Here is a 23,042-nt window from a genome sequence, read left to right on the forward strand (position 1 = left end):
TTATTTCTTGCCATTCAAACAACCAATTTGAGCATTCCAAAGTTCCTTGTAAAGACCTTGCTTAGAAACTAATTCAGCGTGTTTACCATCTTGGACAATTTTTCCTTTGTTAAATACTAGAATTCGGTCCATGTGTAAAAGTGTAGAAATACGGTGTGCTATAGTAATCGTAGTTTTATTTTGCATCAGTTTAAATAAACTCATTTGAATTGTTTTTTCTGTTATAGAATCTAACTGACTAGTTGGTTCATCAAGAAATAATATTGGAGCGTTTTTTAAAAATGCCCTTGCTATTATTATTCTTTGTCTTTCTCCTCCAGATAGTTTGATGCCTTTTTCTCCGACTGTAGTTCCATATTGATCTGGTAGAGTCATAATGAAATCGTGAATACCAGCCAGCTTTGCAGCTCTCATTATTTCTTCGATAGTAGATTGAAGTCTACCATATATGATGTTTGCTAAAATAGTATCATGAAATAACAATGGGTCTTGAGGTATTACAGATATTTGTTGCCTCAAAGAACTCTGTGTAACTTCTGATACTATTTGATTATCAATCTCTATATTACCTTTTTTAACATCAAATAGCCTTAGGATTAAGTTTATAAAAGTAGATTTACCACCTCCAGAATAACCAACTAGACCTACCTTTTCGCAAGGATTAATGGTAACTGAGAAATCTTGAAATAATGGCTCCTGACCTTCATAAGAAAAAGAAACATTGTTAAACGTTATTCTTCCACTTAATAAATTTAATTCTTTAGCATTTTCCTTATCTTGAATTTCTGGTACGGTATTCAAGATTGGCAATGCATCTGAAACTTTGCCGAAATGAGTAGAAAATTGGGTAAGATTTCTAGTTAGATGGTTAAGAAACTCTATAATCGATATATTAATTCCAAGTACAAGAACAATATCTCCTATTGCGATTTTGTTCAATTGATAATCATGAATTAAAAAATACAAGTTTACTGCTTGGAGTATATCGAATGAATAGCCATATATAAACCAAAGACAAAAGTATGCCCACTGCAATTTTCTCTCTGCAATAGTTCTTTTCTTGCATATTTGAAAAAATTTGTGTCTCTCATGTGCTTGCTGAGAAAATAGCCTTACTGATATAACATTTAAAATACTATCTGCTATACTAGCTATTACTTGTGAATTTTGTTTAGAGTAATTATCAGCTAGTTCAGTAAGTACACGAAAGCTGAAAATCGAGACTAAAATAAAAATGCTTACCCAAGTGAATGTAGCGATTGCAAACTTTATGTTTACTAATGATAAGGTATAAATAGCTAAGACTAATGCTATACTGTAACCGAAAAAACAATCTATAAGCAATCTTATTAACTCTATCACACTATCCATTAAGCTACTGACCTTATGTACTAAGCTTCCAGATAAATTGTTCTGATAATAGGAATGGTCTTGTTGGAGTAGCCTACAAAAAGATATATCAGCTATTTTTTGACGCATTAAGGTAAACATTCGAATGTCAACAAAATAGCCATAGAATCTAAAAGCAGTAGTGATAAGTAATGCCATGCCAAGATAAGCGCTTACAGGTAATAAAAGATTTTCAATTACATTACCTTCCTGATATTTTACAGCTGTATCTAGAATATTTTTTACTAAATACTTTCTAAAAGACAAATCAACAGCTACCACCAGAGCAACTAAAGACATTATAAGTACATTAAGCTTGAATTTAGATACTATATTCAAGATGAACATCAATACACATTTGAAGCTATCAACTCTACTTCTGTTCATTTACAATGCTAGCTCCACTACTTTAACTTTTTTATTGAGAAATACAAGTAGTGAAAACCATAAATTTTTGTATATTTTTCCTGAGATGTCTCCAGCATCATGTAGTGCTGATGCTTGATTTAGAATAAGCAGCTTATATAAATCTCGCTTAGCCTCAGTAGTGTCGATCTCAGAAATATTTGTAGTTGTGTCTGTAATAAAGGCTAACCAGCTCTTGATAAGTTCTTCCATGTTTTTTGCTTTTATACTTTCCTGGTAGCCAAACAATGACAAGCATTCTCTCAGTATAGATTCTGTTAACTCACCACAATTGAGTATACCAAAAACTGAAGGCTGAGGTTTTGGCACATAGGGAAGGTCTTGATCTTTTATAATCCACCTTGTTACATAAGCAAATCTATCTTTAGCATCTGTATTCTTATCACTACCATGCCATAACCGTGAATCAAAAACTATCGCATCTCCTGCTGAAATAGGTAGTGACTTAATTTTGTAATTTTCCCGATTACTTGAGTACTGATCAAAAAAATATGGGTACCAAAAATCAACTAAAGGCTGTATTTCCCATTTATGACTGTTTTCTATAATTTGCAGTGCACCTGAAGTTTCACTTACATTATTCAAAGCTAACCAAACAGAAAAGTGGTAAGGATCATTGAAACTATAGGAGATGTCTTGATGGAAGGGAACTGCATCTATTAAATCAGCAGTTTTACATATAACATTTGATTTTTTCTGCAGTATCTGACACTGAAGTGACTTTTCAAGGTAATTTTTAATAATTTTATCTAATGCTTGAGAGATAATTCTAGTTACTCGAGATGACGTGCCCCATCTGCCGGTACAGTTTAAGTAGTCAGAAGTTGAAACACTTAGTTCTTGGGATAGCTTTGATATCTTATTTGTTATATCACTTAAAGACTGAGTTATTAGCTCTAAAGGAACCAGATTTTTGATAATAAAAAAACCATTTTTTTGTAATGTTTCCATGTGATTAACACCTGACATCAATAACTGATAAGTAATCTGTTAAAGGTAAAACAGCAAAAATTTTGAATCCTTTTACTTGTTTGAGTATTTTTTCCCAATCGTTTAATGTTCTTAGTTTACCTCCTGTTTCAACCATGACATTAATATCTACAGAGCCTCCAGTTGGAGAGCGGTAATCTAAAATAGTTTCTATCAATAAAATACGAGATATTCCTTTGACCAATTTTAAATAAGACAATACTTTATCATCATCATAGTGCTGTAGAAAGCGGCAAAAGACACCTAATTCATAATTTGTAACTGATAGTTCTTCCTGAGTTATAAGTTTGACTTTTAAATTTTCTACTAACTGTCTTGGTACTTTATGTTCGTTATATAGGCCTATAGAACCTTTATTGTGTATATCAGAATAAGCAAGAAATAAAGAGTGTACACCAAATAGCAATATATTCTTAGCACCATCTATATTAATCCTAGAATTAAACTCTTTAGTATCAAATCTAGAATATCCTAGCAATGCTTGGTAAAACGCTATTTTCTTATCTTCTGATGCTTCTCTTTCCTTAAAAGATTCAAATGAAGAGATTGACTCCTGTTTTAGTATATCAGCAATCTTTAACCAATTCTTTTCAGCGGCAACTCTTGCCCACATTGTTGCTGCTTTTGGCAAAAATGGTATTTCCTTAAAACACTTACCTTTTGATGATAGTTTCCATAAGTCCTCGTCCTTATCGTAATCAACAAACCCTATTTCCCACAACGCCCTTAACAGCCTTTCTAGATTTGGTACGATAATGTTTATCTTTTTAGATAAAACTGGCATAGTTGCAGGTAAAATATTTAACAAATCAAGTTCAATAGCAATGCTTGTTAGGTAAGTTTTCCAAAAGGCTGAAAGTTCTGCAGAAATCCTATGCACTTGAGATTCTTTACCTAAATCAAAAATACTAAACTTTACATTTCCGGTAATATCGATTTGTCCTAACAGACCTTCAAAAGTTTCAACTTTTGCCATCCCATTATAGAATGCTTCTACCATTTTAAATCTCTGCTGGTAAACAGGATCACCATTAATATCTATATGAAACCAACCATGTTGATCTTCTGCAATAGAATACCCTTTATGAAAAACATTAAGTTTTTTATACCATTTATTATGTACTAACTTTCCATGATGATTAATATGTGTAGCTTTACCATCCTTATAGACTACAGCGATACCATCCTTAAAATCTCCAACATAATCATATTCCTCCTGATAAATCCTGTTGCCATTTAAATTAATATGAAAACATTTATCATGTCTTCTAACTACACAAGCATCTTCCTGATAATTTCCAATCCATTGATAAGACTGTTTGTATACTCTACATCCAAATGAATCAATATGGTAACACCCTGTATCATCTTCTACGGCTGCTCTATTAAAGTAGAATCCAAAAGTTTTTAGAAATCTATTATGATAAACTGCTTCTCCTCTTACATTGATATGATAAGCACCTGTCTGATCATAAACCGGTGCAAGACCGGGCTCATGAAATTTACCAACCTTTATAAACCTATTTTCATACAAAGGATTTCCTAGTAATTCGTGAAAGCTCTCACACGGTGAAATTTTAATAGATCTAAGATTATCTTTGATTAATTGATCAAAGGTTTTCTCATGTTGCATGTTTTGCATAATTTGTAATTTAAATAATTCTTTTGTAAGCTTAGGTACTCACTACTCTGCCATATTTCCTCGAGTTTAACCTCATTAACATTACCAAAATTTCCTAATGTCTTACGGAGTTCATCTGGAGCACAGCAAGGACTAAACTTTCCTTCATTGTTTATCCATGCTTCTTTACCTAAAAATGGGCATTGACCACCTGGAGCCAAATCCTTAATACCTTCTTGAGAAAGAATTGTAAAATTTTCTAATTTTATCTTTTTACCATTTGGTAATAGCATATTATCTCTAAGCTCATATAACCTTCTCACCTCTGTATTCCATCTACTAATTGCTAACTCATCTCTTCTCATAGATAGATCCTTAATTTCCTCAAAATGTGCCCAAAGATGATGTCCTTTAACTCTATCTATGCCGTTTTTTATGGCCATCTTAACTATGTCATAGAGTTCATGTAAATTACTTTCCAAAAATGTTAATTGTAAAGTAACGGTACACCTTTCACCTGTGTCGCTAAAGTATTTATCTCTAACTTCAAGGAAAGTTTTTAAGTTTTCTGTCACTACTTCCCATTTTGAACCTTTCATGATTCTTTCATGAGTTTCTTTAGTTGCCCCATTCCAGGAAATCTTAACATCAGATAAAATTGGTACCAATAGTTCAGCCCATTTTCTAGCTCCTTTAATGGGAAAAGAACCATTGGTTGTGAGGTTAAGCTTAAGGCCGAACTCATGGCACAAATTGATTATTTCATCAAAGCTTTTATACATTAAAGGCTCACCCATAGTAGAAGGAATGATTTCCCTTAAAGGTGTACCAGCTGCTTCTTTAATTACTTTTCTGATAGTTTCTATTGATAGTATCTTAGGTTTTATTCCTTTAGCTTTCTTCTCTTCTTTAACTTTACTGTATGGTGAAAAACATTCGCACATTATACAAGAAAAATTGCAGTAATCTGGATTAGTATCAAAAGTAATTCTCCAAGGACCGGGTTTAACAGCTACTGATTTGCCTTTCTTTTTAATAGCATTACGGTAAATCTTGTTAAGTTTTTCAGTATGCTCACTTATAGAAGGTATATTTCCATTTTTAGTATAAGGATAGCCTTTTTGGGTAAGTTTACTATATAACTCCTGATCTGTAGATAGGATTTGCATTTTTTCTGATAAACTACTTGCATCTCTGTGCTTAAACAACAGTCCATCTCTTACATATTCTGCCATGCCACCATAATCGGCTGTTATAACTGGTATTCTAAGTTGCTGTGCTTCATGTATTACTAACGGTGAATTTTCACCCCAAATTGAAGGAACGACTATTGCATCAACTTTATTAAATACGTCAGTAACTATATTCTTGTTATCATAACTTCCCATCCATTCTATTCTTTCTTTAACAATAGGTAAAAATTGATCGGTAATCGCTTTTAAAGCGTTAGTTTCTTCTCTTTCTGCTCCCCAAATTCTAAGTTTTGCTTTAGATGATAAGTGAGAAAAAGCTTTCAATAATAGATCAACACCTTTCTCGGAAGTATGAGTACCAATATAACCGAAAATAAACTCTTTTTCTTGTGCTCTATTTCTATTCTTAAGACGATTGAGATCAAAACCATAATCAAGATAAGAAATTTTGTTTATCGGAACATTAAAATCCTGAGTAAATTTATCCATCAAGAATTTCGATGGGGAAATAAAGTAATCTATATAGTCTATTATTTTCCTTGTGTGCTTCATTCTAGTTGCAACCCATTGTTCCCAATAATTTAGGTCTGAATTCAGGAATTCTTCATCTCCTGTAAAATATCCCTTGTAACATTGGGTTGCACATTTTTGATCCTTTTGTCCATCACAAAGCTGTAATAAATCTTCAGAATTACGTTGAATAAACCTTCCTCTTGGACACATTAACCAAAAGTCATGTAGCGTAAAAATTGTAGGTATATTTTCTTTAAAAGCAATTTCTGGTAAAGTAATTGATAGATGATTAAGATGACCAAAATGTATAAGATCTGGCTGAAAGTTATCTATTATTCTTTTAAATTTTATATTTACTTCTTCATTGATAAATTTATAACGATATTTAGCTGTAGGTATATTAATTAAATGCAGTAAAATCCGGGAATCACTACGATCTAGAACTGTAGTGTAATAAAAATCAGGTAAAAAGCTATTTTCATACCTAGTAAATACTTGTACCTCATTGTTATTTGCTAGTTCATGAGCAAGAGTTTGGCTATAAACCTCTGAACCAGCACTATAATAAGGAGGGTAACCATGAATAACTTTTAATATTTTCATATATTACCATATCTATATTGTTAGGATATTCTTGTGTATTGTTTTGTAGACTTTTTATAAATTTACTTAATCCTACTTCTAATGAATGTTTTGGAGACCAACCAAGTAGCTCTTTAGCTCTAGTAAAATCACCATGAAACTTAGTTACATCAAAATTTCTTGGAGGATAAAAATCAATTCTAGAATCACTTTTTGTGACTTTTAATATTGTTTTTGCTAAGTTTTCTAAAGTACATGGGCTATTAGTAGTAAGATGAATAGCAGGAAGAGAAGATTTTTCGCTTTGTAAATATTGAACAGTTAAGCATATACCCTCTATAACATCATCCAAATAGGTAAAATCAAAAACACATTCTTTACCTTCTATTTTAATTGGATCACCTCTTAATGCATTAATACAGAGTGCAGGAATTACTCTACTGTTATGATCTAGTAAACCACCGTATACATTTGAAAAGCGTAATATTGCTACATTAAAATCTTTTGAACTTGTTATTTGTTCCTCAATAAATGCTTTACCTTTGGCATAATTATTTATTGGATCGATACTAGCAGATTCTGTAACTGGCAGTTCCTTCTGCTCTCCATAGACTTCTCTACTACTTGCATATATAAACCACGGTTTATTTGGAAGTGACTTACATAACCCTAAAAACTGCATTGTACCATCAACATTAATTTTTCTACACAGTTCAGGATAAAGTTCACCATGTATAACTCGAGAAATTGCAGCCAGATGAATAATTCCTGTACACTGAGCAAGTAGTGGTACTATATCTTCTGAAAAAAAACTGAGTGGATTGTTGTGAAACCTAATATCACAGCTTATTACTTCATGGCCCTGATTTTCTAACTTTTTCACCAAGGTTGACCCTATCAAACCTGCAGCACCTGTTATTAATATCCCCATGTATACCCTCTCACTACAACTAGGAAAATTTGTCGTACCAATTATCTTACAAGTAAGAATTAAAAGGTATTATAAAACCAGTATAAAATAAATGTCAACTTAAATTAGTGAATAAAAAAATGTAGTTATGAAATAAAAGTTGGCTGCCTTCTTTCTTGAAAATAGTGTTCGGCTTTAATCAAATCCTCCTTATTATTTACTCCCATTGCTTCTCTTTCATCAGAAACTACATAACCTACACTCAAGTTATTGTTTGCTGCAATGGGTACTATATCATTAAGACAATATTCATTGGTCGAATTATTAAATTTTATTTCTTTTACTAAGGTAAAAAGATCTTTAGCATATGAAACTATTATTCCAGAGTTTGCAAGAAGCATTTTATCTCCATTTTTTAGGATTTTTTGAACATTTCCGTAATTATCAATGGCTTTGTTGCATAGCTAGTGTTGGTTGAGGTTATTGTAAGAAGAAAAGCTTTTTAATATATGGCTACTAACGAATTTTGTTGTAAAATAGGCATTTTTCAAACAAGTACAACTTATGCCACAAAAAATGAGAGTAAGTAACCAAAGAGAATATAACGAGTTTCTCAAAAAAAGAGGAAATGTTTTTCATTTTGTTAATCAAGCCATAGAAAATTGGTATGAAAATAGTCCAAAAGTTGCAGGTGGCAATAACACTTATAGTGATAAAGTTGTAATTTTAATACACATAATAGTTCATCTTTTTAGAATTGGCTTGAGACAAGCTGTAGGTTTTGTAAAAGGTTATATGGTACAAATAGGCAAAAAACTTAAGATTATCAGCTATACACAAGCTTCCAGAAGATTTAAAAAGCTTAATTTGAAGATTGATGACCATAGAAGCAATAAAGATGATCTGGAAAATGTTGAAATTGCCGTAGATAGCACTAGAGTTAGTATCTACAATAATAACGGTGGGCATAGTAAGCTTAATATTCGAAAAAGAAAATACAGTGGTTATGGTCAAGTAAGAAAATTACATGTTGTTTTAAACATAAATGATAAGAAAGCAATAAGCATGAACTACACTAGTGGTGTTGCTGTAGACTATTTGCCGGTCTGCGATATGTTAGAAGAAGTCAGTGATAAATATAACATTTGTTCTATTCGAGCAGATGCGGCTTATGATATAAAAAGTGTGTATAAAGAATGCAGAAAATACAATATTGTGCCTATTATTCGCCCTAGGAAGGATACTAAAATTTGTTTAGCTGACTACTTATCAGAAAGAAACAAGTATATTAGTAGAATTAGGTCATATGAGAATTATGAAGATGGTATTAATGAATGGAAGAAAAAAGTTAAGTATGGAGCACGGTCTTATATTGAAGTCTTTTTCTATAGGTTGAAGCAAATATTTGGGTTTGGCTTGAAAAATAAATCAGAGGTAAATCGTGAAAAAGAGCTGTTAATTAAGTGCTACTTATTGAACAAATTTACTGATATAGGTATGGCTGAATTTAAATTAGCTGCGTAAATTCACTGTGATTTACATGCCTATCAGTGCTATGCAACAAAGCCATTATCAATTACTAATCTTCCATATTGTTCATCTTGACTATTGAATCCAAGAAGAACTAAATTATTATACTTTAAACAATCAGTCATTTTCATAACTGTATCGCTAGATATAAAAGGAGTGTCTCCATACTGTATTAAAACTATGTCTTGATCAGATAACTCCTCCAGATTTTCTAGAGCAATTTTAACTGCAGTGCCAGTGCCTGTAATATCTTCTTGAATTATTAGTTTTATATTGTATTGATCGATTATACTTTTTAGAGTATCAAAGTTTTCTAAATCTTTTAGAAGGGAGTTGTTAACAACAATTGATAAGCTTTTTAGACTCAGCGATTTTGCATTAGAAATTATATGTTCTAAAAGAGTAAGATTTCCCACTTGGTGCAACGCTTTTGGATATTCAGAATTCATTCTACTGCTCTTTCCTGCTGCTAATATTATCAAAATTTTACTCATACATAATTCAGGAATTGATTAGGTAGTAAGTTAATTTATAATTAGTAAGATGTAAAGTCCACTTTGATTTTCTAGAGGAAAATAACTACCATCGAACAGACAAAATTCGTTAAATTAGCATCTGTAGTAATTCTTAAGTAAAATTTTAGAAAGAGACGCCCCATAGTTATAATTGAGTGTGTGCTACTTTCAAGTATGGTTTTTATTGATGAAACCTCTTAGACCACTCTGTTTGAAATAAGGTAACTACTGCTTAATTCACCAAAAAGCCTGTAATTAAGTTCTAAAGCGAGTGTGTCCAACCCAATCGATTGTATCTCTTTAGCGTCTGTAATGCCCTTTAAAATTTGAATAAAATGTACTTATACTAATTCTATTAGTATAAAATAAACTTGCACATAATTTTATCGTCATTTTTATTCATTGTAAAGAAAATTTTGTATGAAGGTTTTTTAGAAAACTCACTTGCCCCTCTTAAATGCTCTCAACATCCTGAAAATTTGAATAAAAGTAATTGCTATTTTCAGAAACTTTTTGAAAAATTACCACAAAACATCTAAATCTTTAATAGGCAAGACCGCACCATTTGCTTGTAGATAGTAATGTGTTGGCTTTATTAACTTGTGCTCTACTTTATCTCCTACTGAAACTTTAAATTCCATATCCTGCACACAAAGAAATCCATATTTAGAATTGGTCCCATATCCTGCAGCATTACGAAAGAATTTAATCTGTCCAAGAGTTGCAAGATTATTTATTCTTTCTCTAATATTGCGCTCACTGCCAAGCCCCTCTTCTCCTTCAAAACGCTTTGCAAATTGTCCAGCAGTATAAATATTACCTTGATATGCGCTACTGCGAATTAAATTCAAGATAACCTCATGTTTTCTCATCCGTTCTAAATCCAACTTTTTACTATATTGATCTCTGATTATTGGTTCTGAATTTAAAACTGAATTGTCATGTACAAATGCCCCATTTTTCCAGTAAAGTGTCATTTGCCCGTTATTGCACTGCGAATAGTTAGATTTTTTGCGCGATAAAATTCTCTCATCAGGAGAAGCATTAGCTTTATCTGGTCTAGTCAAATACCAACGAGACCTTACTGTATTATTCCATGCTGTTGAACCGCCTGTGCCAGTTTTACGTATTATTCCCGCATCAGAAGGGTGGGCAAGTAATAAAACAGCTCCTTTTATTGCTTGAGCTATTCGACCACAACAACCTTGAATAAATTGTCTCACATGAGAACGGTCGTTTTCATTTCCTCCAAATAGGTCTGCTGCTGTATCTAATATCACAAGCTTCGGCTGAAACGATTCAATATCCTCAAGTAACTCTTGAAAGTACGTAGTTAATTGACCAGTATCTTTGTTATTAAAAACCATAAGTTGATTATTGTGCCCTGCTCGTGACCATAAGCCAACATTATCCTGAAAATCAGAAGATTCCATACCTGATTGATAAAATTCATTTATTGCGCATTGCCGACGCCAAAGTTCTTCTTCATCATCTTCACAGAACACACCATATGTCTTTATTTTTTCCAGATCTATTCCAAGCCAAGGTTTACCAAAAGCAGCGGCTGTCATTAATTGTTGAGCAAGGAGAGATTTTCCAACACCACCATCACCATAAAGAGCTGTAACACTTCCTACAGGGAGCCAATCCTTAATAACCCACTTTCTTTCTGGAGGGATATTGGTCCAAACTGTAGTATCAATTCTTTTTGACTTTCTTGAAGAATAAGGGCTTTTGTTGTTAAGGATAAATTCTTCAACGTTCATTCCTTCTAGCACACTATCTGCAGCATCCCAAGATTTTGGCTTATCTTGAGGAATCTTGAGAATAGAAAGTGATGCAACTCCAAAACCAGAAAGCTTTTTTGCGGCTTCTTGAGCATAATCTTTTCCATGATCATCGTTATCTGGCCATATAATAATGTGTTTACCTTTAAGTGGAGTCCAATCAGTTTTCTCAATAGGTGCTTTTGCTCCAAACATTGCTGTTGTTGCAGTGATCCCTTGTTCTATGAGTAGCTCAGCACATTTTTCCCCTTCTACCAATATCACTCTATCAGATTTAGTGATGCCTGGAATGTTATACAGAGGCCTGATCTCAGGTGCAGTAAAGGTAGATTTTTTAGCATCAAATGGTTGATAACTTTTTCCTGAAGCAGTATCATAACGATATTTGCTGGCAATCAACTGATTATCCTGATCGAGATAGTCCCATTGAGTTATTCTCTTTTGCTCTTTAGTAGGTCGCTTGTTACATCCTATCCATTCACTTATCGAAGAAATTACTTCAACAAATTCTATTTTAGCGTTTTTCCCATGTGCAGCTGCCCAAAGATCAATAATGTCACCACCGTCCCCAGTTGCAAAATCAATCCATAATCCGACCTTGCCATACGCTAATTCAACTTTGAGGCTTTTGCCTTTATTACCTTGTACATCACCTATCTGAAATTTGTCACCATGAAAAGTTCCTCTTGGAAATAAATAAGAAAGGCATGATCTGATGTTTAATAATAGTTGTCTTTTTATTTCTTCTACATCAAATTGTTCTAATGGTTCTAAATGTGAGACAGCGTCGTTAAAATCATAATTTAAAGTATTTTTTTCTTTGACATCAGTTAAAAAATCTTGTACCATAGGTTGAAGCTCCTTTTAAAGTTAAGTGTTTGAAAGGTTTTTGAGCAAGGCTGTATTGGTTGCGGTCTTGTTCTCTTATCATGAAGTAAAAAATGTAGTAGGTGGTTCTCTTGGCAAAGCTTGAAAAATATATTAATAAGTGAAGGAAGTCAGTTCAGGTTTACAGTAAAGGTAAGATTGAAGGCTCTTAGAGTTTTCTTTCTTTTAAGACAAAATACTCTAATATAATTCTACAATATTTTCCTCACTATGTCAACTTCCTATTAAATAATCATAATGCTTCTATTTTGTCACATTGATATATTACATATTTATAGTATGTAATATATATTATATATAAGGAAATTTGCCATTTAACATTTTGGTTAAACCTCCACATATACGCAGCTTTGGAGCCGATTGGCAATTTTGCCAAATGAAATTTTATTTGCCATTTGAAATTCTCTTAAGGTATTGATTTTCTTGTATTTCTCTTTGTAAGTTCATCTGGTTATTTGGTAGGTTTGCCAAATGATTTGCATTTTGAAGCTTACTTTAATAAGTAAATATACCTATATGCTAGAAAATTTATAACAGTTGCTTACTGCATAAACTAAGTTCACTTATTAACATAACTCAAGAGATGCTTATATTTCTGTACCATTGACTATAGTATACCGGATCCCTTATCGATCTTTCCGGAAGTGAGGGAAATTTTTCCAAAACACGTTTACTCCTTATTATAAAAACATCTGACTTTAAACTTACACTATTTCCTTACTATATATGTTCACAAAAATTCTAAAAACTGTTCACTTTTTTAAAAAATTTTGCACAACTCCGCTTTCATACTCCACTAAATGACCTACTTTTCTAACGACTAAAAATGCAGTCCGAAATATGATTTGCTCTAAAAATTTTTCATTGAAATTACAAAAATGAACAGGTAACGCAAATTCTGTAAAGGACAATGGTGGTATTGAAAATTTAGCTCTGCTCTCAACTTACACTCCTCAAAAAAATTACAAAATTTAATTTCATTTTAACTTTAAACAAAAAGGCCACCTATAAGTTGCATCTGCATTATGTTGCAAAATATACTATACTTTCCTTATGAGACACTTACATAATCAAATAAGCTATCTACTACTTTTCTTCTCCTCCATAACAGATATATACTGTAAATGTGGTTTGAAATATGAATTGCTCTAAAATTTTTTTTATTACGATTTTTCTATTAAACTTTAATAGAGCTTAACGTGTTTACAATATACCCAGGTGAGAGATTTTCCGTCTATAAGAGGTAGCCGTAAAAATGCTATATTAGTAAAACTATTAATAATAATTATTTGTGAATTAAGTACTTTAGATTCGAGATTATATAGACTTTTGGCAGTTTAAGCCATTTTAGATTGGAAAATGAAATCTCATTAAGCTGAGAAGTGGGCTACTGTAGGGGAGTTTAACATAATTTAAGGTTACAAGTCAAGCAAACTACTATAATATCATAAAAGGCTGTTCCTTGGCTGATTTTGAGTGTTTCTTAGTTTAGAGAAAAACCCTATTATTATAAATAATAAAAATAAGGTATATAATAATACCCTATTTATATTTTATATTTTTCATTCTTATTTATTCTTTAATTTTTTAACTCTTATAGATAGCTCTCTAAAAAAAAAGGATTTGAGACAGGAAACGTTAAATTCTTTTTAAAAAATTTTCTTTACAAGGCATGAAAACCGTGTTAAACTTATATGTAAGTTTCTTTCGTGATAGTAAGATTAATTAAAATACCTTTTAGTTGAGTTTAGAGTTGTTTTATAAGCGATCTTTAATCAGGGGAGTATTTTTTTGCTTAAAAGTTGTGGCTAGCTTTAAAACATAGGTTTTCTCCTTTAGTTATTAAATTTCTGCTTTGCTTATAATATAAATGTCCTAACAATTAAATTACAATATGTATTCCGTTCAAGATTTCAGCCAATTTATTGAGTATTCCGGAAAAAGAGGATATGATTTGTTTGTTCTTTAGGCATAGGTGTCTAAAATTACAGAAATGAATCATTTTTTTCTATTGAGCTTTTTCTGCATCTAAAACTTATGTACCGCTTAAAATGGAGACAAAGATCAAAATTTATTTATTTACGTCTCTAATTTTATCTCGTATAATGGAGACAAAGATTTATGTTTTCACTATTTATTGGCAGATAGGGCTTTCTAAAGGGTGGTTCACCCCCCTTGAAATTAAAACAAAAGCAAGATGTCAAACACAGATAGCTCAACTACAAGCTGGTTTTTGTTGTAGTTATTTTCTCACTTTCTTTACTTGCTTTAATTAATTCATCAAAGTCAGATTCATGTAATTTATCTTGTATAACTCTATACTTTTCGTATTCTCCTTCAGCTAGAGCTTTTGCAACTTCAGCACTCAGCATCTTTAAGTACTTCATAATCATTGAACAATAGAAATGCATCCAACTTTTCAACCCAATTCTGCATTTTCATTAGCCGATGCTTTCTTGCTTGAAGTTCTGCATAATCTAGATACATTGAGACAATGTGATTTAGTTCACTTAATTCTTTTTCAGTCAAGTAGTTTTTTGCAACACTTACATCACTCTTATGAATTTTATTACCTAGACCATCTTTCCAAGTAGTTAGTCCCATATGTGGTTTTTTATGATCAACTCGATAGCTCTGCTGCAGTCAAGCCGTAAATCGCCCAATATAATTTATTCTGTACTTTTGCATAAAATTGTTTTGTTATTTCTGAATTTGGATCATAGTCTGCAGAGCATTCAGCATAAATGTCAGTAATCTTCTGGTAAAACCTACGTTCGGATGCTCCTGATTTTTTCAAGTAATTCATTGAAGTAGTCTTTGCCAAACTTTAGGCCGTTTTTTAGCCGTTCGCTATCTAATGCAAATCCTTTGATGATGAAATCTCTCAAAATTTTTGTAGCCCATACTCTGAAAGATGTAGCCTTTTTAGAATTAACTCGATAACCAATAGCTATCCAAATTATAAAATTGTGTAGGGTACTGTTTACCATCTTCAGCAGTATTCCGGGAAATCCGGATAACTGAATCTTTATCTAACTCTTGACTAGCAAATATGTTCTGTAAATGCTCACTAATTGTTCTAATATTAACATCAAACAACTCCGCCATTCTTTTTTGTGTAAGCCAAATGTTTTCATCTCGATACAAAACATCAATTCTCACGTCTCCATCTGGAGTTGTATATAATAAAATTTCGTTTTCATTTATTATCATATCTACTCTACCTTACTTCAAGTAGCATATAGGTTATTTGTAAAAAAGACAAGCAACTGTAAAACTCTAAAAATAGAGAACTATCTACTTTATTCTTTAGCTGGTGAGCAGTTTTGAAATTATTTTAACTTTTTTTTTAGAAAATCCCGGAAAAAGTAGTAAGAAATCCGGTATATATATAATAGAAGGGCATTGTTTCAACGAGGTTAGTTTACCTCTATACGCTTCAAACACAAAGAAAATGTCAATCCTAACACTCGACCTTGGCAAGCAAACGGGCTGGGCAATTCTAACAGATGGAATAATTGAAAGTGGAAGCAAAGGCTTTCATGGTAGTCGTTTCAGTGGAGGCGGTATGTGCTTCTTAAATTTTCGTAATTGGCTTAATTCTTTGAAAGACATTTCTGCAGTGTATTTTGAGGAAGTAAGAAGACATCTAGGAACTGATGCAGCTCATTGCTATGGTGGTTTTCTTGCAGTGCTGTCTGCTTGGTGTGAAGAACATCACGTACCATACAATCAACTATGTTTTTTAAAATTTTTTGAATTTAGTTTCATTACAACTTTTGTTTGTAATTTTGTTTTTTATTCGAGTAAAAAGTGCATTTTTGACAATAAAAACCCTAACTTAATCATAGAAAAATTTTGTATCAAACAACAGTTACTGCTTAGATCTTATGGTTAACGAATATGTGTATAAATACTTTAAATGTGTGTAGACGTATTTATCCACATATTCGTTAACCTATTTTCTATGCAGATTTTTTTAATTCACATTGACTGCTTCTTTAAGCCTCGCATTGGAAATTACTATGATTTTACGCATTAGAGCTGTCATAGCCACCATCTTCTTTTTACCTTTACCAACAAGCCTTGAATAGAAGGCACCAAGCGCAGACTTAGACCTTGAAGCAGACATCGCAGCTGTAAAAAGCTTTTCACGAACGTTGCTTCTGCCACCACTTATTCTGCGATAACCAATAGTTTTACCACTTTCTTTCGGATGAGGTGCAACTCCAGCAAGACTTGCAATTTCTCCCCTACTTACATAACCAAGTTCTGGCATTAGACACAGAAAATCTTGAGATAATTTTGCACCTATTCCTGGAACTGTTTTAAGGATTTTTTGGCGCTTTTGTAACTCTGGATTCTCATCAATAATTTTTTGTATGGTATTGTTGAGCTCATCTATCTGGCTATTAAAGAATTCAATAGTTTTCTGACAGCTTTCTTTTATATGGTCGTTTTCAGGTGCTGCAAGCCTAGATTTCTCTTGAGCTCTCATTTTTGTAATGTCATCACGACGTTGACAAAGTGCAACTAAGGTTGTTTGTTCTTTTGACATAGGTGCAAATAGAGATAGAGTACTATAGCGTTCAAACCCTTACTGAGCAAGGGCTCTTGCATCTGATTGATCAGACTTTGCTAAAGTTCCATGAGATAGAACAAAGCTTTTTACTTTGCGAGTATTAGCTCGATGTACAGCAATATCTTTATCAACAAGAAAATGTGCTAAGCCAAGCTCATATTTTCCAGTGTTTTCCAGAGTTACTAAAGAATTAGGTAAGATATTTGAAAAATCTTGAAACAATTGTTGCCAGCCAGCAGTATCATTGTCGAATTCGACAGCGTTCTTCTGTTTGTGAACTGCAACAACATTTTTAAATTTTCCAATATCAATGCCAATAAAATTTTGATAAGATGTAATCATAATAACCTCGATTAGTTTTAATTAATTTAAGATTGTAAACGGGTGCATACATATGTCCCATGCAACTATTCAAACGTATCGAGAGATGGGCTAGTGTACCTTGATCCGAACGGTTATAATACCAACAGTTGGTCGGTCGCACACGCCCGTGATAACTCTATTCCTATAGTGAGTAGGGTTATCTCCCTCTTATCTCCTTTATATCATATTTTTAACTTACAATGTTGGAGGAAGTTATGAAGCGTTTATAAGACAGCAACTCAGGGCAATAGCGATTGGTACAGGGATAACATATGAACAGCTAACAGGAGATTTAACAGGTGTTAATTATTCATCCATTCGAGCAGGATTAATAGAGTTTCGTCGTAGATGTGCTATGCTGCAACACAACATTATGGTATTTCAATTTTGCAGACCAGTATGGAGTAGATGGCTAGAGTTAGCAGTACTTTCTGGAGAACTGAGTACAGATGAAAAAGTAGTGAAAGAAGAAGTAAAATGGATACCACAGGGATTTGATTGGGTGGATCCACTGAAAGACCAGCAAGCACAGCAAATGGCAGTAAGGAATGGATTTAAGAGTCGATCGGAAGTAGTATCAGAAATGGGTTACGATGTTGAAGAAATTGACCAAGAAATAGCAGAAGATCAAAAGCGTGCAAATAGTCTCAACTTAATATTTGACTCTGATTGTAAAGGATTATGATGCTCTTAGGAAAACCATTAATGCTTGAACCAAGGAGTTTTGAGCTATTGTCATTAAACAATCAAAAACATCCCACGTTTAAAAACATAAAGCACTCCATCAAAAGTAACGTAGAAAGAACTGCAATTATACCAATTCATGGAATTTTAACTAAAAAACCGGGTGCGTTTGATGAAATGCTCGGGATGACATCATATGAGCAAATAGAAGTACAAGTAAAGCAAGCATTAGAAGATAGTAGTATAGAGACTATTTTACTGGACATAGATAGTCCCGGAGGAGAGGTAAACGGTATTTTCGACTTAGCTGATTTTATCTACAGTGCAAGAGCAAAAAAGAGAATTGTGGCAATAACAAACGATGATGCATACTCTGCTGCATATGCTATAGCTTCAAGCGCTGAGAAGATTTTTCTCACCCGCACTTCTGGTGTTGGCAGTATTGGAGTAATAGCAAGTCACATAGATCAAAGTGGGTTTGATGAAAAATGTGGAATAAAATACACAACTATTTTTACAGGCAAGAGAAAGAATGATTTAAATCCACATGAGCCTATTAACTCTGAAGGTTTAAAAAGTTTGAGAGAGGAAATAGATCGTTTATATGAGATGTTCGTCCAGCTAATAGCACGTAATCGAAATCTTTCTATAGAAGCAATCAAATCAACGGAAGCAGGGCTATATTTTGGGGAGAAAGCAGTAGAAATAGGCCTTGCAGACGGAATTACAATTCTTTCATCTATTAATAAAAACAGGAGTATTACTATGAATGAACAAACTACAAATGACCTAGAAACTGATAATTTAACCAAGTATCGTACTGAAGTTCTTGAATTAATACGTTTATGTAATTTATCGAAGATGCCAGAAAAGATAGGAGAATTTATTGAGCAGGGCGTAAGTGTTGAGCAAGCAAGGGAGGTTTTAATGGAATTACTTGCAGAGAGAACAAAGAAGACAGAGATACTGAGTGCAATACCACAGAATTCAGGAGAAGATTTGATGATACAAGTAGCTAAAGCTAGAGCACAATCAAGTATTTAAGTTTTTTTATAACCGCCGCGTACAACAATTATAAACATGGCGGTAAAACTAAAGGGGAAAATAAATGAGGAAATTTTATGAGTTGTATAAGCGAACAAAATAATCTTGGTGACCTATTAAAGTATGAGGTGTCAAGTCTATATTCAAGAGATCAGATAACAGTAGCAAAGGGACAAAATCTTAAACTTGGTACAGTAGTGGCTCTCGATAAAGATAGCATGGTTAAGATAATAAATCCAACTGCCACAGATGGTACACAAACAGCAATAGGTGCAATAGTAAGTGATGTAAATGCGACAGAAAATGCTAAAGCAGTAATTATTACTCGTGTTGCAATGCTAGCTGATCGTGCGGTTGTGTGGCCAGCAAATATCACTGAAGAACAGAAAGCTGCAGCAATAAAGCAACTTGAAGGACGAGGGATCATTATCCGCAAGGGAGCTTAAAAAAACTATTAAAAACACAAAAGGGGGAAAATAAAAAATGCAAAATCCATTTACAAACACAGCATTTAGCATGACGGCACTAACAAATGCAATGAATATATTGCCGATAAATTATGGACGAGTTGAAAATTTAAATTTGTTTCCAAGTAGGTCAGTAAGATTTAGACATATTACCATAGAAGAACACAACGGAGTTTTAAGTCTATTGCCAACACAAGTTCCAGGAGCACCAGCAACAATAGGAAAACGTGGCAAAAGAAAGGTAAGAACATTTACGGTTCCACATATTCCACATGATGATGTAGTCCTGCCAGAAGAAGTGCAAGGAATAAGGGCATTTGGATCAGAGAGTGAACTGAAAGCGCTGGCAGATGTAATAACTGACCATTTGCAGCTAATGAGAAATAAACATGCAATAACGTTGGAGCATTTGCGTATGGGAGCGCTGAAAGGAATAATTTTAGATGCTGATGGGTCAGAATTACTAAATCTGTACAACGAATTTGAAATAACACCAAAAGTAGTAAATTTTGCACTAGGAACAGCAACAACAGATGTAAAGCGTAAGTGTCTGGAAGTACTCCGGCATATAGAAGATAATCTAAGTGGTGAATATATGACCGGAATTCATGCCTTGGTAAGCCCTGAGTTTTTTGATGCATTAACTTCGCATAGTAAAGTGAAAGAAGCATATGAAAGATGGCAAGAAGGAGCAGCGCTAAGGAATGATATGAGGTCAGGATTTACATTCTGTGGAATAACATTTGAGGAATATAGAGGGCAAGCAACTGATCCTGAAGGAACGGTGAGAAGATTTATAGAAAGAGATACAGGGCACTGTTTTCCAGTAGGAACAGCAAGTACATTTACAACATATTTTGCACCAGCAGACTTTAATGAAACAGTAAATACTCTTGGACAGCCACTCTATGCAAAACAAGAGCCAAGGAGATTTGATAGAGGAACAGATTTACATACACAGTCAAATCCTCTGCCAATGTGCCATAGACCTGGCGTATTAGTAAAAGTCGCTATAGCATAACATACTGGTAGAGTAACAAGTTGGTGAGGCACAGAACGACTCTACCGGTATGCGCTTTCTTAGCATGTAAAGGTTAGTATATCAAAAAGAAATATGCAAGAGAATATTAAGCGATTATTAGAAGATTGTTTTGCCCATTTAGGAGAAGTGGCTTTGTATAAATCAAAGGATAAGTCATACATGGTACAAGTATTAAAGCAACAGCCAGATAAATTATACGAAATTGGTGAAGGACAATTTGTAGGAGAAACTTTAGCGTTAGAAGTAAGTGCGTTTGATGTGTTAAAGCCAATTGTAGGAGATGTTTTTGTTATAGGTGATCGAAGATATAAAGTACACTCACCGCCACTTAGAGACAAGTCTGGAATAACGTGGAAAATAAAAGCGTCTGGGGTGTAAAATGTCTATTCATATAGAAGTTGAGGTAATAGAAAGTGTAAATGCTAAAAGAAAAAAAATAGAATTAGCAATAGTGAGAGCGTTAAACAGAACAGCACTATGGCTAAAATTGAAGACAGCAAAAGAAATTAGTGAGGAAAAGAAGATAAAATTAAGTTTTATAAGAAAGAGATTAAGAATTTTTAAAGCAAAAACAAGCAGATTAGAAGTGTTAATTAGAGCAAATCTCTACGACATTAGAGCATCGACAATTGGTAAAATACAAAAAACAAGAAGAGGATCGAAAGTAGGAAAGCATGAGTTTATAGGAGGATTTGCAGCAGTTATGCCAAAAGGAAATAGCGGTATGTTTAAACGTGAAGGAAGAGCAGCATTGCCAATACAAGAAGTAAAGCTACCACTGGAACCTGAAGGCTCAAGAATAATAAAAGATCTTGTTGATTATGAGAGTGAGAGAGTGTTTGAGAAATACTTTAAGCATGAGCTAAACTATATGTTAAAGATATGACAAAGTTCTGGAAAGATTTACATCAAGCAATTTGTACTAAGTTAAAGGAAGAAATACCGGCTATACAGACATGTGAAATTTATCCATCGATAAGAAAAGAATTATTAGCGCCAGCGTTATTTGTAGAGCTTGTGAGTTTAGAATCGGGAAAAGATCCTGGAACAGAGGAATTAGCGCTGAAAGCAAGATTTGAAGCACGAATTGTGATTGATAGCACAATAGAAAATGCCCCTATTATTGTCAGAACATTAGCTGCTGAGGTTGCGAAAGTAGTAAATAAAAATACTTGGAACGTGAAAAATGTTTCACCAGGAGAATTTATATCAGGAGGAGGAGATGACTTTAGACCAGAGCTCGATGCATATTTAGTGTGGATGGTTGAATGGGTGCATACAATACACGTAGGGCGATCTATTTGGAAAGAAGGAAAATTTATGCCACACAAAATAGAAATCGGTGAAATAAATGTTAGAAAATAATTTTGCAATTTCGGAACTACAGAGGAAAATGGCCAACATTGTTCGTATAGGAGTTGTAAAAGAAATAGATTATGAAAAAGCAAAAGTAAGAGTTAAAATAGGAGAATTTTTAACAGATTATTTACCATGGATAACGAGCAAAGCAGGAAAAGATAGAGATTGGTCTCCACCAGATATCGGTGAACAGGTTATGATATTTTCTCCTTTTGGTGAACTATCATTAGGAGTGGTATTAGGAGGAATATATCAGGAAAAATACTCTGCACCAGAGAATAAAAAAGAAATAAATAGTATAAAATTTCAAGATGGGACGAAGTTTACATATGATAAAGGAAAGCATCATTTAGAGATTGAAGTAGTAGACAAAATAACACTGAAAGCTGGGGAATCGAGCATAGAGATGACGAAGAGCGAAATAAAACTGAAAGCAGATAGAATAAACCTTAATTAAATGAATAAATCGGTTGTACGAGTAGGAGATTATTGTGTAGAAGTAACACCGCATTTTTGCATTAGTGGGAGTAACAATGTTTTTGTAAATGGTAAGCCAGTTTGCCGAAAAGGAGATAATTTTACAGAAGGAAGAGCATTAACTAAAGGGTCAAAAACAGTGTTTACAAATGGCTATAGTATAGGAAGAGTTGGAGATTCAATATCTTGTGGTTCTAAAGTAATAAGTGGTAGTAGTAATGTTTTTTCAGGATAAAAATAAACCATCTGCTATACTTACCAAAAATAAAGTTATGAACATGGATATAACTATTAGCCTATTAGGAGACATTAGTAATTTAATAGATAGAGCAAAGAATCATCTTTCTGTTCAATTCAACTCTACTCTAGTATTGTTAAACTGGGAAATTGGCTCCAGAATTGATCAAGATATTCTAAAGCACAAACGCGCAGATTATGGGAAGCAAATCATCTCCCAACTTGCAAAAGAACTTCAGATTAAATATGGACGTGGGTTTGATAGAGCGTCATTATTTCGTATGGTGCAATTTTCTAAATTCTTTCCTGATCAAGAGATTGTCGCGACACTGTCACAACAATTGAGTTGGTCACATTTTGTAGAAATTATTGCAATTTCTGATGAGCTGAAGCGTAATTATTATAGGCTTTGTTGCATAGCACTGATAGGCATGTAAATCACA

At 33.2% G+C, this 23,042-nt stretch carries 19 protein-coding genes and 3 pseudogenes; 12 read left to right on the top strand and 10 right to left on the bottom strand.

What is annotated here, in order from left to right; translation table 11 throughout:
* The 6 genes from AAGE00_RS03115 to AAGE00_RS03140 all read right to left on the bottom strand — a co-directional run bounded on the left by AAGE00_RS03115 (position 1) and on the right by AAGE00_RS03140 (position 8,025).
* Entirely contained in the window at positions 1–1,776 is a 1,776-nt protein-coding gene (locus tag AAGE00_RS03115) for an ABC transporter ATP-binding protein (protein ID WP_063630621.1), read from the bottom strand.
* Positions 1,777–2,766: a phytanoyl-CoA dioxygenase family protein gene (locus tag AAGE00_RS03120; RefSeq protein WP_063630629.1), complete on the bottom strand. Its 990-nt coding sequence runs from the start codon at positions 2,764–2,766 to the stop codon at positions 1,777–1,779.
* 4 nt (positions 2,767–2,770) lie between these two features.
* A complete protein-coding gene (locus AAGE00_RS03125) occupies positions 2,771–4,447 on the bottom strand; it encodes a WG repeat-containing protein (RefSeq protein WP_341815327.1) in 1,677 nt (558 codons plus the stop codon).
* On the bottom strand, positions 4,408–6,735 hold the full coding sequence (locus AAGE00_RS03130; RefSeq protein WP_265032314.1) for a glycosyltransferase: 2,328 nt from the start codon (positions 6,733–6,735) through the stop codon (positions 4,408–4,410). The genes AAGE00_RS03125 and AAGE00_RS03130 overlap by 40 nt, the downstream gene beginning before the upstream one ends.
* Positions 6,692–7,645, bottom strand: coding sequence for an NAD-dependent epimerase/dehydratase family protein (locus AAGE00_RS03135; protein WP_265024697.1), 954 nt, complete (start codon positions 7,643–7,645; stop codon positions 6,692–6,694). The genes AAGE00_RS03130 and AAGE00_RS03135 overlap by 44 nt, the downstream gene beginning before the upstream one ends.
* A 125-nt stretch (positions 7,646–7,770) precedes the next feature.
* Positions 7,771–8,025, bottom strand: a complete 255-nt coding sequence (locus AAGE00_RS03140; RefSeq protein WP_341815350.1) for a hypothetical protein — start codon at positions 8,023–8,025, stop codon at positions 7,771–7,773.
* Between the two features lie 163 nt (positions 8,026–8,188).
* On the opposite strand from AAGE00_RS03140, the gene AAGE00_RS03145 reads away from it, so the two are divergent.
* Positions 8,189–9,148, top strand: coding sequence for an IS5 family transposase (locus tag AAGE00_RS03145; protein WP_341815149.1), 960 nt, complete (start codon positions 8,189–8,191; stop codon positions 9,146–9,148).
* Between the two features lie 29 nt (positions 9,149–9,177).
* Here the strand turns inward: AAGE00_RS03145 and AAGE00_RS03150 are convergent, their stop codons facing one another.
* The 3 genes and pseudogenes from AAGE00_RS03150 to AAGE00_RS07930 form a co-directional block, all read right to left on the bottom strand.
* Positions 9,178–9,648 (bottom strand): NTP transferase domain-containing protein, encoded by a 471-nt coding sequence (locus AAGE00_RS03150; RefSeq protein WP_341815310.1) that lies wholly within the window; start codon positions 9,646–9,648, stop codon positions 9,178–9,180.
* 542 nt (positions 9,649–10,190) lie between these two features.
* Positions 10,191–12,305, bottom strand: a complete 2,115-nt coding sequence (locus AAGE00_RS03155; protein ID WP_264685377.1) for an AAA family ATPase — start codon at positions 12,303–12,305, stop codon at positions 10,191–10,193.
* Between the two features lie 2,258 nt (positions 12,306–14,563).
* Positions 14,564–15,557: pseudogene (locus AAGE00_RS07930) on the bottom strand (virulence RhuM family protein).
* A 241-nt stretch (positions 15,558–15,798) separates the two neighbouring features.
* Here AAGE00_RS07930 and AAGE00_RS03185 point away from each other — a divergent pair.
* Positions 15,799–16,242: a hypothetical protein gene (locus AAGE00_RS03185; RefSeq protein ID WP_341815311.1), complete on the top strand. Its 444-nt coding sequence runs from the start codon at positions 15,799–15,801 to the stop codon at positions 16,240–16,242.
* A gap of 81 nt (positions 16,243–16,323) precedes the next feature.
* Here the strand turns inward: AAGE00_RS03185 and AAGE00_RS03190 are convergent.
* Positions 16,324–17,268: pseudogene (locus tag AAGE00_RS03190) on the bottom strand (IS110 family transposase).
* A gap of 220 nt (positions 17,269–17,488) precedes the next feature.
* Between AAGE00_RS03190 and AAGE00_RS03195 the strand changes: the two are divergent.
* The 10 genes and pseudogenes from AAGE00_RS03195 to AAGE00_RS03240 form a co-directional block, all read left to right on the top strand.
* Positions 17,489–17,974 (top strand): annotated as a pseudogene (locus tag AAGE00_RS03195) (phage portal protein); the annotation flags it as partial.
* Positions 17,974–19,017, top strand: coding sequence for a S49 family peptidase (locus tag AAGE00_RS03200; protein WP_264376332.1), 1,044 nt, complete (start codon positions 17,974–17,976; stop codon positions 19,015–19,017). The pseudogene AAGE00_RS03195 and the gene AAGE00_RS03200, both read left to right, overlap by 1 nt.
* Before the next feature lie 77 nt (positions 19,018–19,094).
* On the top strand, positions 19,095–19,463 hold the full coding sequence (locus AAGE00_RS03205; protein ID WP_264376270.1) for a head decoration protein: 369 nt from the start codon (positions 19,095–19,097) through the stop codon (positions 19,461–19,463).
* A 37-nt stretch (positions 19,464–19,500) separates the two neighbouring features.
* Positions 19,501–20,505, top strand: a complete 1,005-nt coding sequence (locus tag AAGE00_RS03210) for a major capsid protein (protein WP_264376269.1) — start codon at positions 19,501–19,503, stop codon at positions 20,503–20,505.
* 93 nt (positions 20,506–20,598) lie between these two features.
* Positions 20,599–20,904, top strand: a complete 306-nt coding sequence (locus AAGE00_RS03215; RefSeq protein ID WP_264685714.1) for a hypothetical protein — start codon at positions 20,599–20,601, stop codon at positions 20,902–20,904.
* A gap of 1 nt (position 20,905) precedes the next feature.
* On the top strand, positions 20,906–21,412 hold the full coding sequence (locus AAGE00_RS03220; RefSeq protein ID WP_264376268.1) for a phage tail protein: 507 nt from the start codon (positions 20,906–20,908) through the stop codon (positions 21,410–21,412).
* The gene (locus AAGE00_RS03225; protein WP_264376267.1) at positions 21,409–21,891 is read left to right on the top strand and encodes a hypothetical protein; all 483 of its coding nucleotides are present in this window, start codon (positions 21,409–21,411) and stop codon (positions 21,889–21,891) included. The genes AAGE00_RS03220 and AAGE00_RS03225 overlap by 4 nt, the downstream gene beginning before the upstream one ends.
* Positions 21,878–22,342 (top strand): phage baseplate assembly protein V, encoded by a 465-nt coding sequence (locus tag AAGE00_RS03230; RefSeq protein WP_264375274.1) that lies wholly within the window; start codon positions 21,878–21,880, stop codon positions 22,340–22,342. The genes AAGE00_RS03225 and AAGE00_RS03230 overlap by 14 nt, the downstream gene beginning before the upstream one ends.
* Positions 22,343–22,597 (top strand): PAAR domain-containing protein, encoded by a 255-nt coding sequence (locus tag AAGE00_RS03235; RefSeq protein WP_264375275.1) that lies wholly within the window; start codon positions 22,343–22,345, stop codon positions 22,595–22,597. It begins immediately after the preceding gene.
* The gene (locus tag AAGE00_RS03240) at positions 22,581–23,036 is read left to right on the top strand and encodes a DUF1016 N-terminal domain-containing protein (RefSeq protein ID WP_341815312.1); all 456 of its coding nucleotides are present in this window, start codon (positions 22,581–22,583) and stop codon (positions 23,034–23,036) included. The genes AAGE00_RS03235 and AAGE00_RS03240 overlap by 17 nt, the downstream gene beginning before the upstream one ends.
* The last annotated feature ends 6 nt before the right edge of the window (positions 23,037–23,042 follow it).

Origin of the sequence: Wolbachia endosymbiont (group B) of Aricia artaxerxes (genome assembly GCF_964026975.1) — a bacterium.
Lineage (GTDB): Bacteria > Pseudomonadota > Alphaproteobacteria > Rickettsiales > Anaplasmataceae > Wolbachia.

Bases quoted from the DNA above. Each gene is read 5' to 3' on its own strand.
- AAGE00_RS03200 (WP_264376332.1), top strand. From the start codon at position 17,974: ATGCTCTTAGGAAAACCATTAATGCTTGAACCAAGGAGTTTTGAGCTA.
- AAGE00_RS03230 (WP_264375274.1), top strand. From the start codon at position 21,878: ATGTTAGAAAATAATTTTGCAATTTCGGAACTACAGAGGAAAATGGCC.
- AAGE00_RS03210 (WP_264376269.1), top strand. From the start codon at position 19,501: ATGCAAAATCCATTTACAAACACAGCATTTAGCATGACGGCACTAACA.
- AAGE00_RS03125 (WP_341815327.1), bottom strand. From the start codon at position 4,447: ATGCAAAACATGCAACATGAGAAAACCTTTGATCAATTAATCAAAGAT.
- AAGE00_RS03115 (WP_063630621.1), bottom strand. From the start codon at position 1,776: ATGAACAGAAGTAGAGTTGATAGCTTCAAATGTGTATTGATGTTCATC.
- AAGE00_RS03225 (WP_264376267.1), top strand. From the start codon at position 21,409: ATGACAAAGTTCTGGAAAGATTTACATCAAGCAATTTGTACTAAGTTA.
- AAGE00_RS03215 (WP_264685714.1), top strand. From the start codon at position 20,599: ATGCAAGAGAATATTAAGCGATTATTAGAAGATTGTTTTGCCCATTTA.
- AAGE00_RS03205 (WP_264376270.1), top strand. From the start codon at position 19,095: ATGAGTTGTATAAGCGAACAAAATAATCTTGGTGACCTATTAAAGTAT.
- AAGE00_RS03185 (WP_341815311.1), top strand. From the start codon at position 15,799: ATGTCAATCCTAACACTCGACCTTGGCAAGCAAACGGGCTGGGCAATT.
- AAGE00_RS03145 (WP_341815149.1), top strand. From the start codon at position 8,189: ATGCCACAAAAAATGAGAGTAAGTAACCAAAGAGAATATAACGAGTTT.
- AAGE00_RS03155 (WP_264685377.1), bottom strand. From the start codon at position 12,305: ATGGTACAAGATTTTTTAACTGATGTCAAAGAAAAAAATACTTTAAAT.
- AAGE00_RS03150 (WP_341815310.1), bottom strand. From the start codon at position 9,648: ATGAGTAAAATTTTGATAATATTAGCAGCAGGAAAGAGCAGTAGAATG.
- AAGE00_RS03140 (WP_341815350.1), bottom strand. From the start codon at position 8,025: ATGCTTCTTGCAAACTCTGGAATAATAGTTTCATATGCTAAAGATCTT.
- AAGE00_RS03240 (WP_341815312.1), top strand. From the start codon at position 22,581: ATGTTTTTTCAGGATAAAAATAAACCATCTGCTATACTTACCAAAAAT.
- AAGE00_RS03135 (WP_265024697.1), bottom strand. From the start codon at position 7,645: ATGGGGATATTAATAACAGGTGCTGCAGGTTTGATAGGGTCAACCTTG.
- AAGE00_RS03220 (WP_264376268.1), top strand. From the start codon at position 20,906: ATGTCTATTCATATAGAAGTTGAGGTAATAGAAAGTGTAAATGCTAAA.
- AAGE00_RS03130 (WP_265032314.1), bottom strand. From the start codon at position 6,735: ATGAAAATATTAAAAGTTATTCATGGTTACCCTCCTTATTATAGTGCT.
- AAGE00_RS03120 (WP_063630629.1), bottom strand. From the start codon at position 2,766: ATGGAAACATTACAAAAAAATGGTTTTTTTATTATCAAAAATCTGGTT.
- AAGE00_RS03235 (WP_264375275.1), top strand. From the start codon at position 22,343: ATGAATAAATCGGTTGTACGAGTAGGAGATTATTGTGTAGAAGTAACA.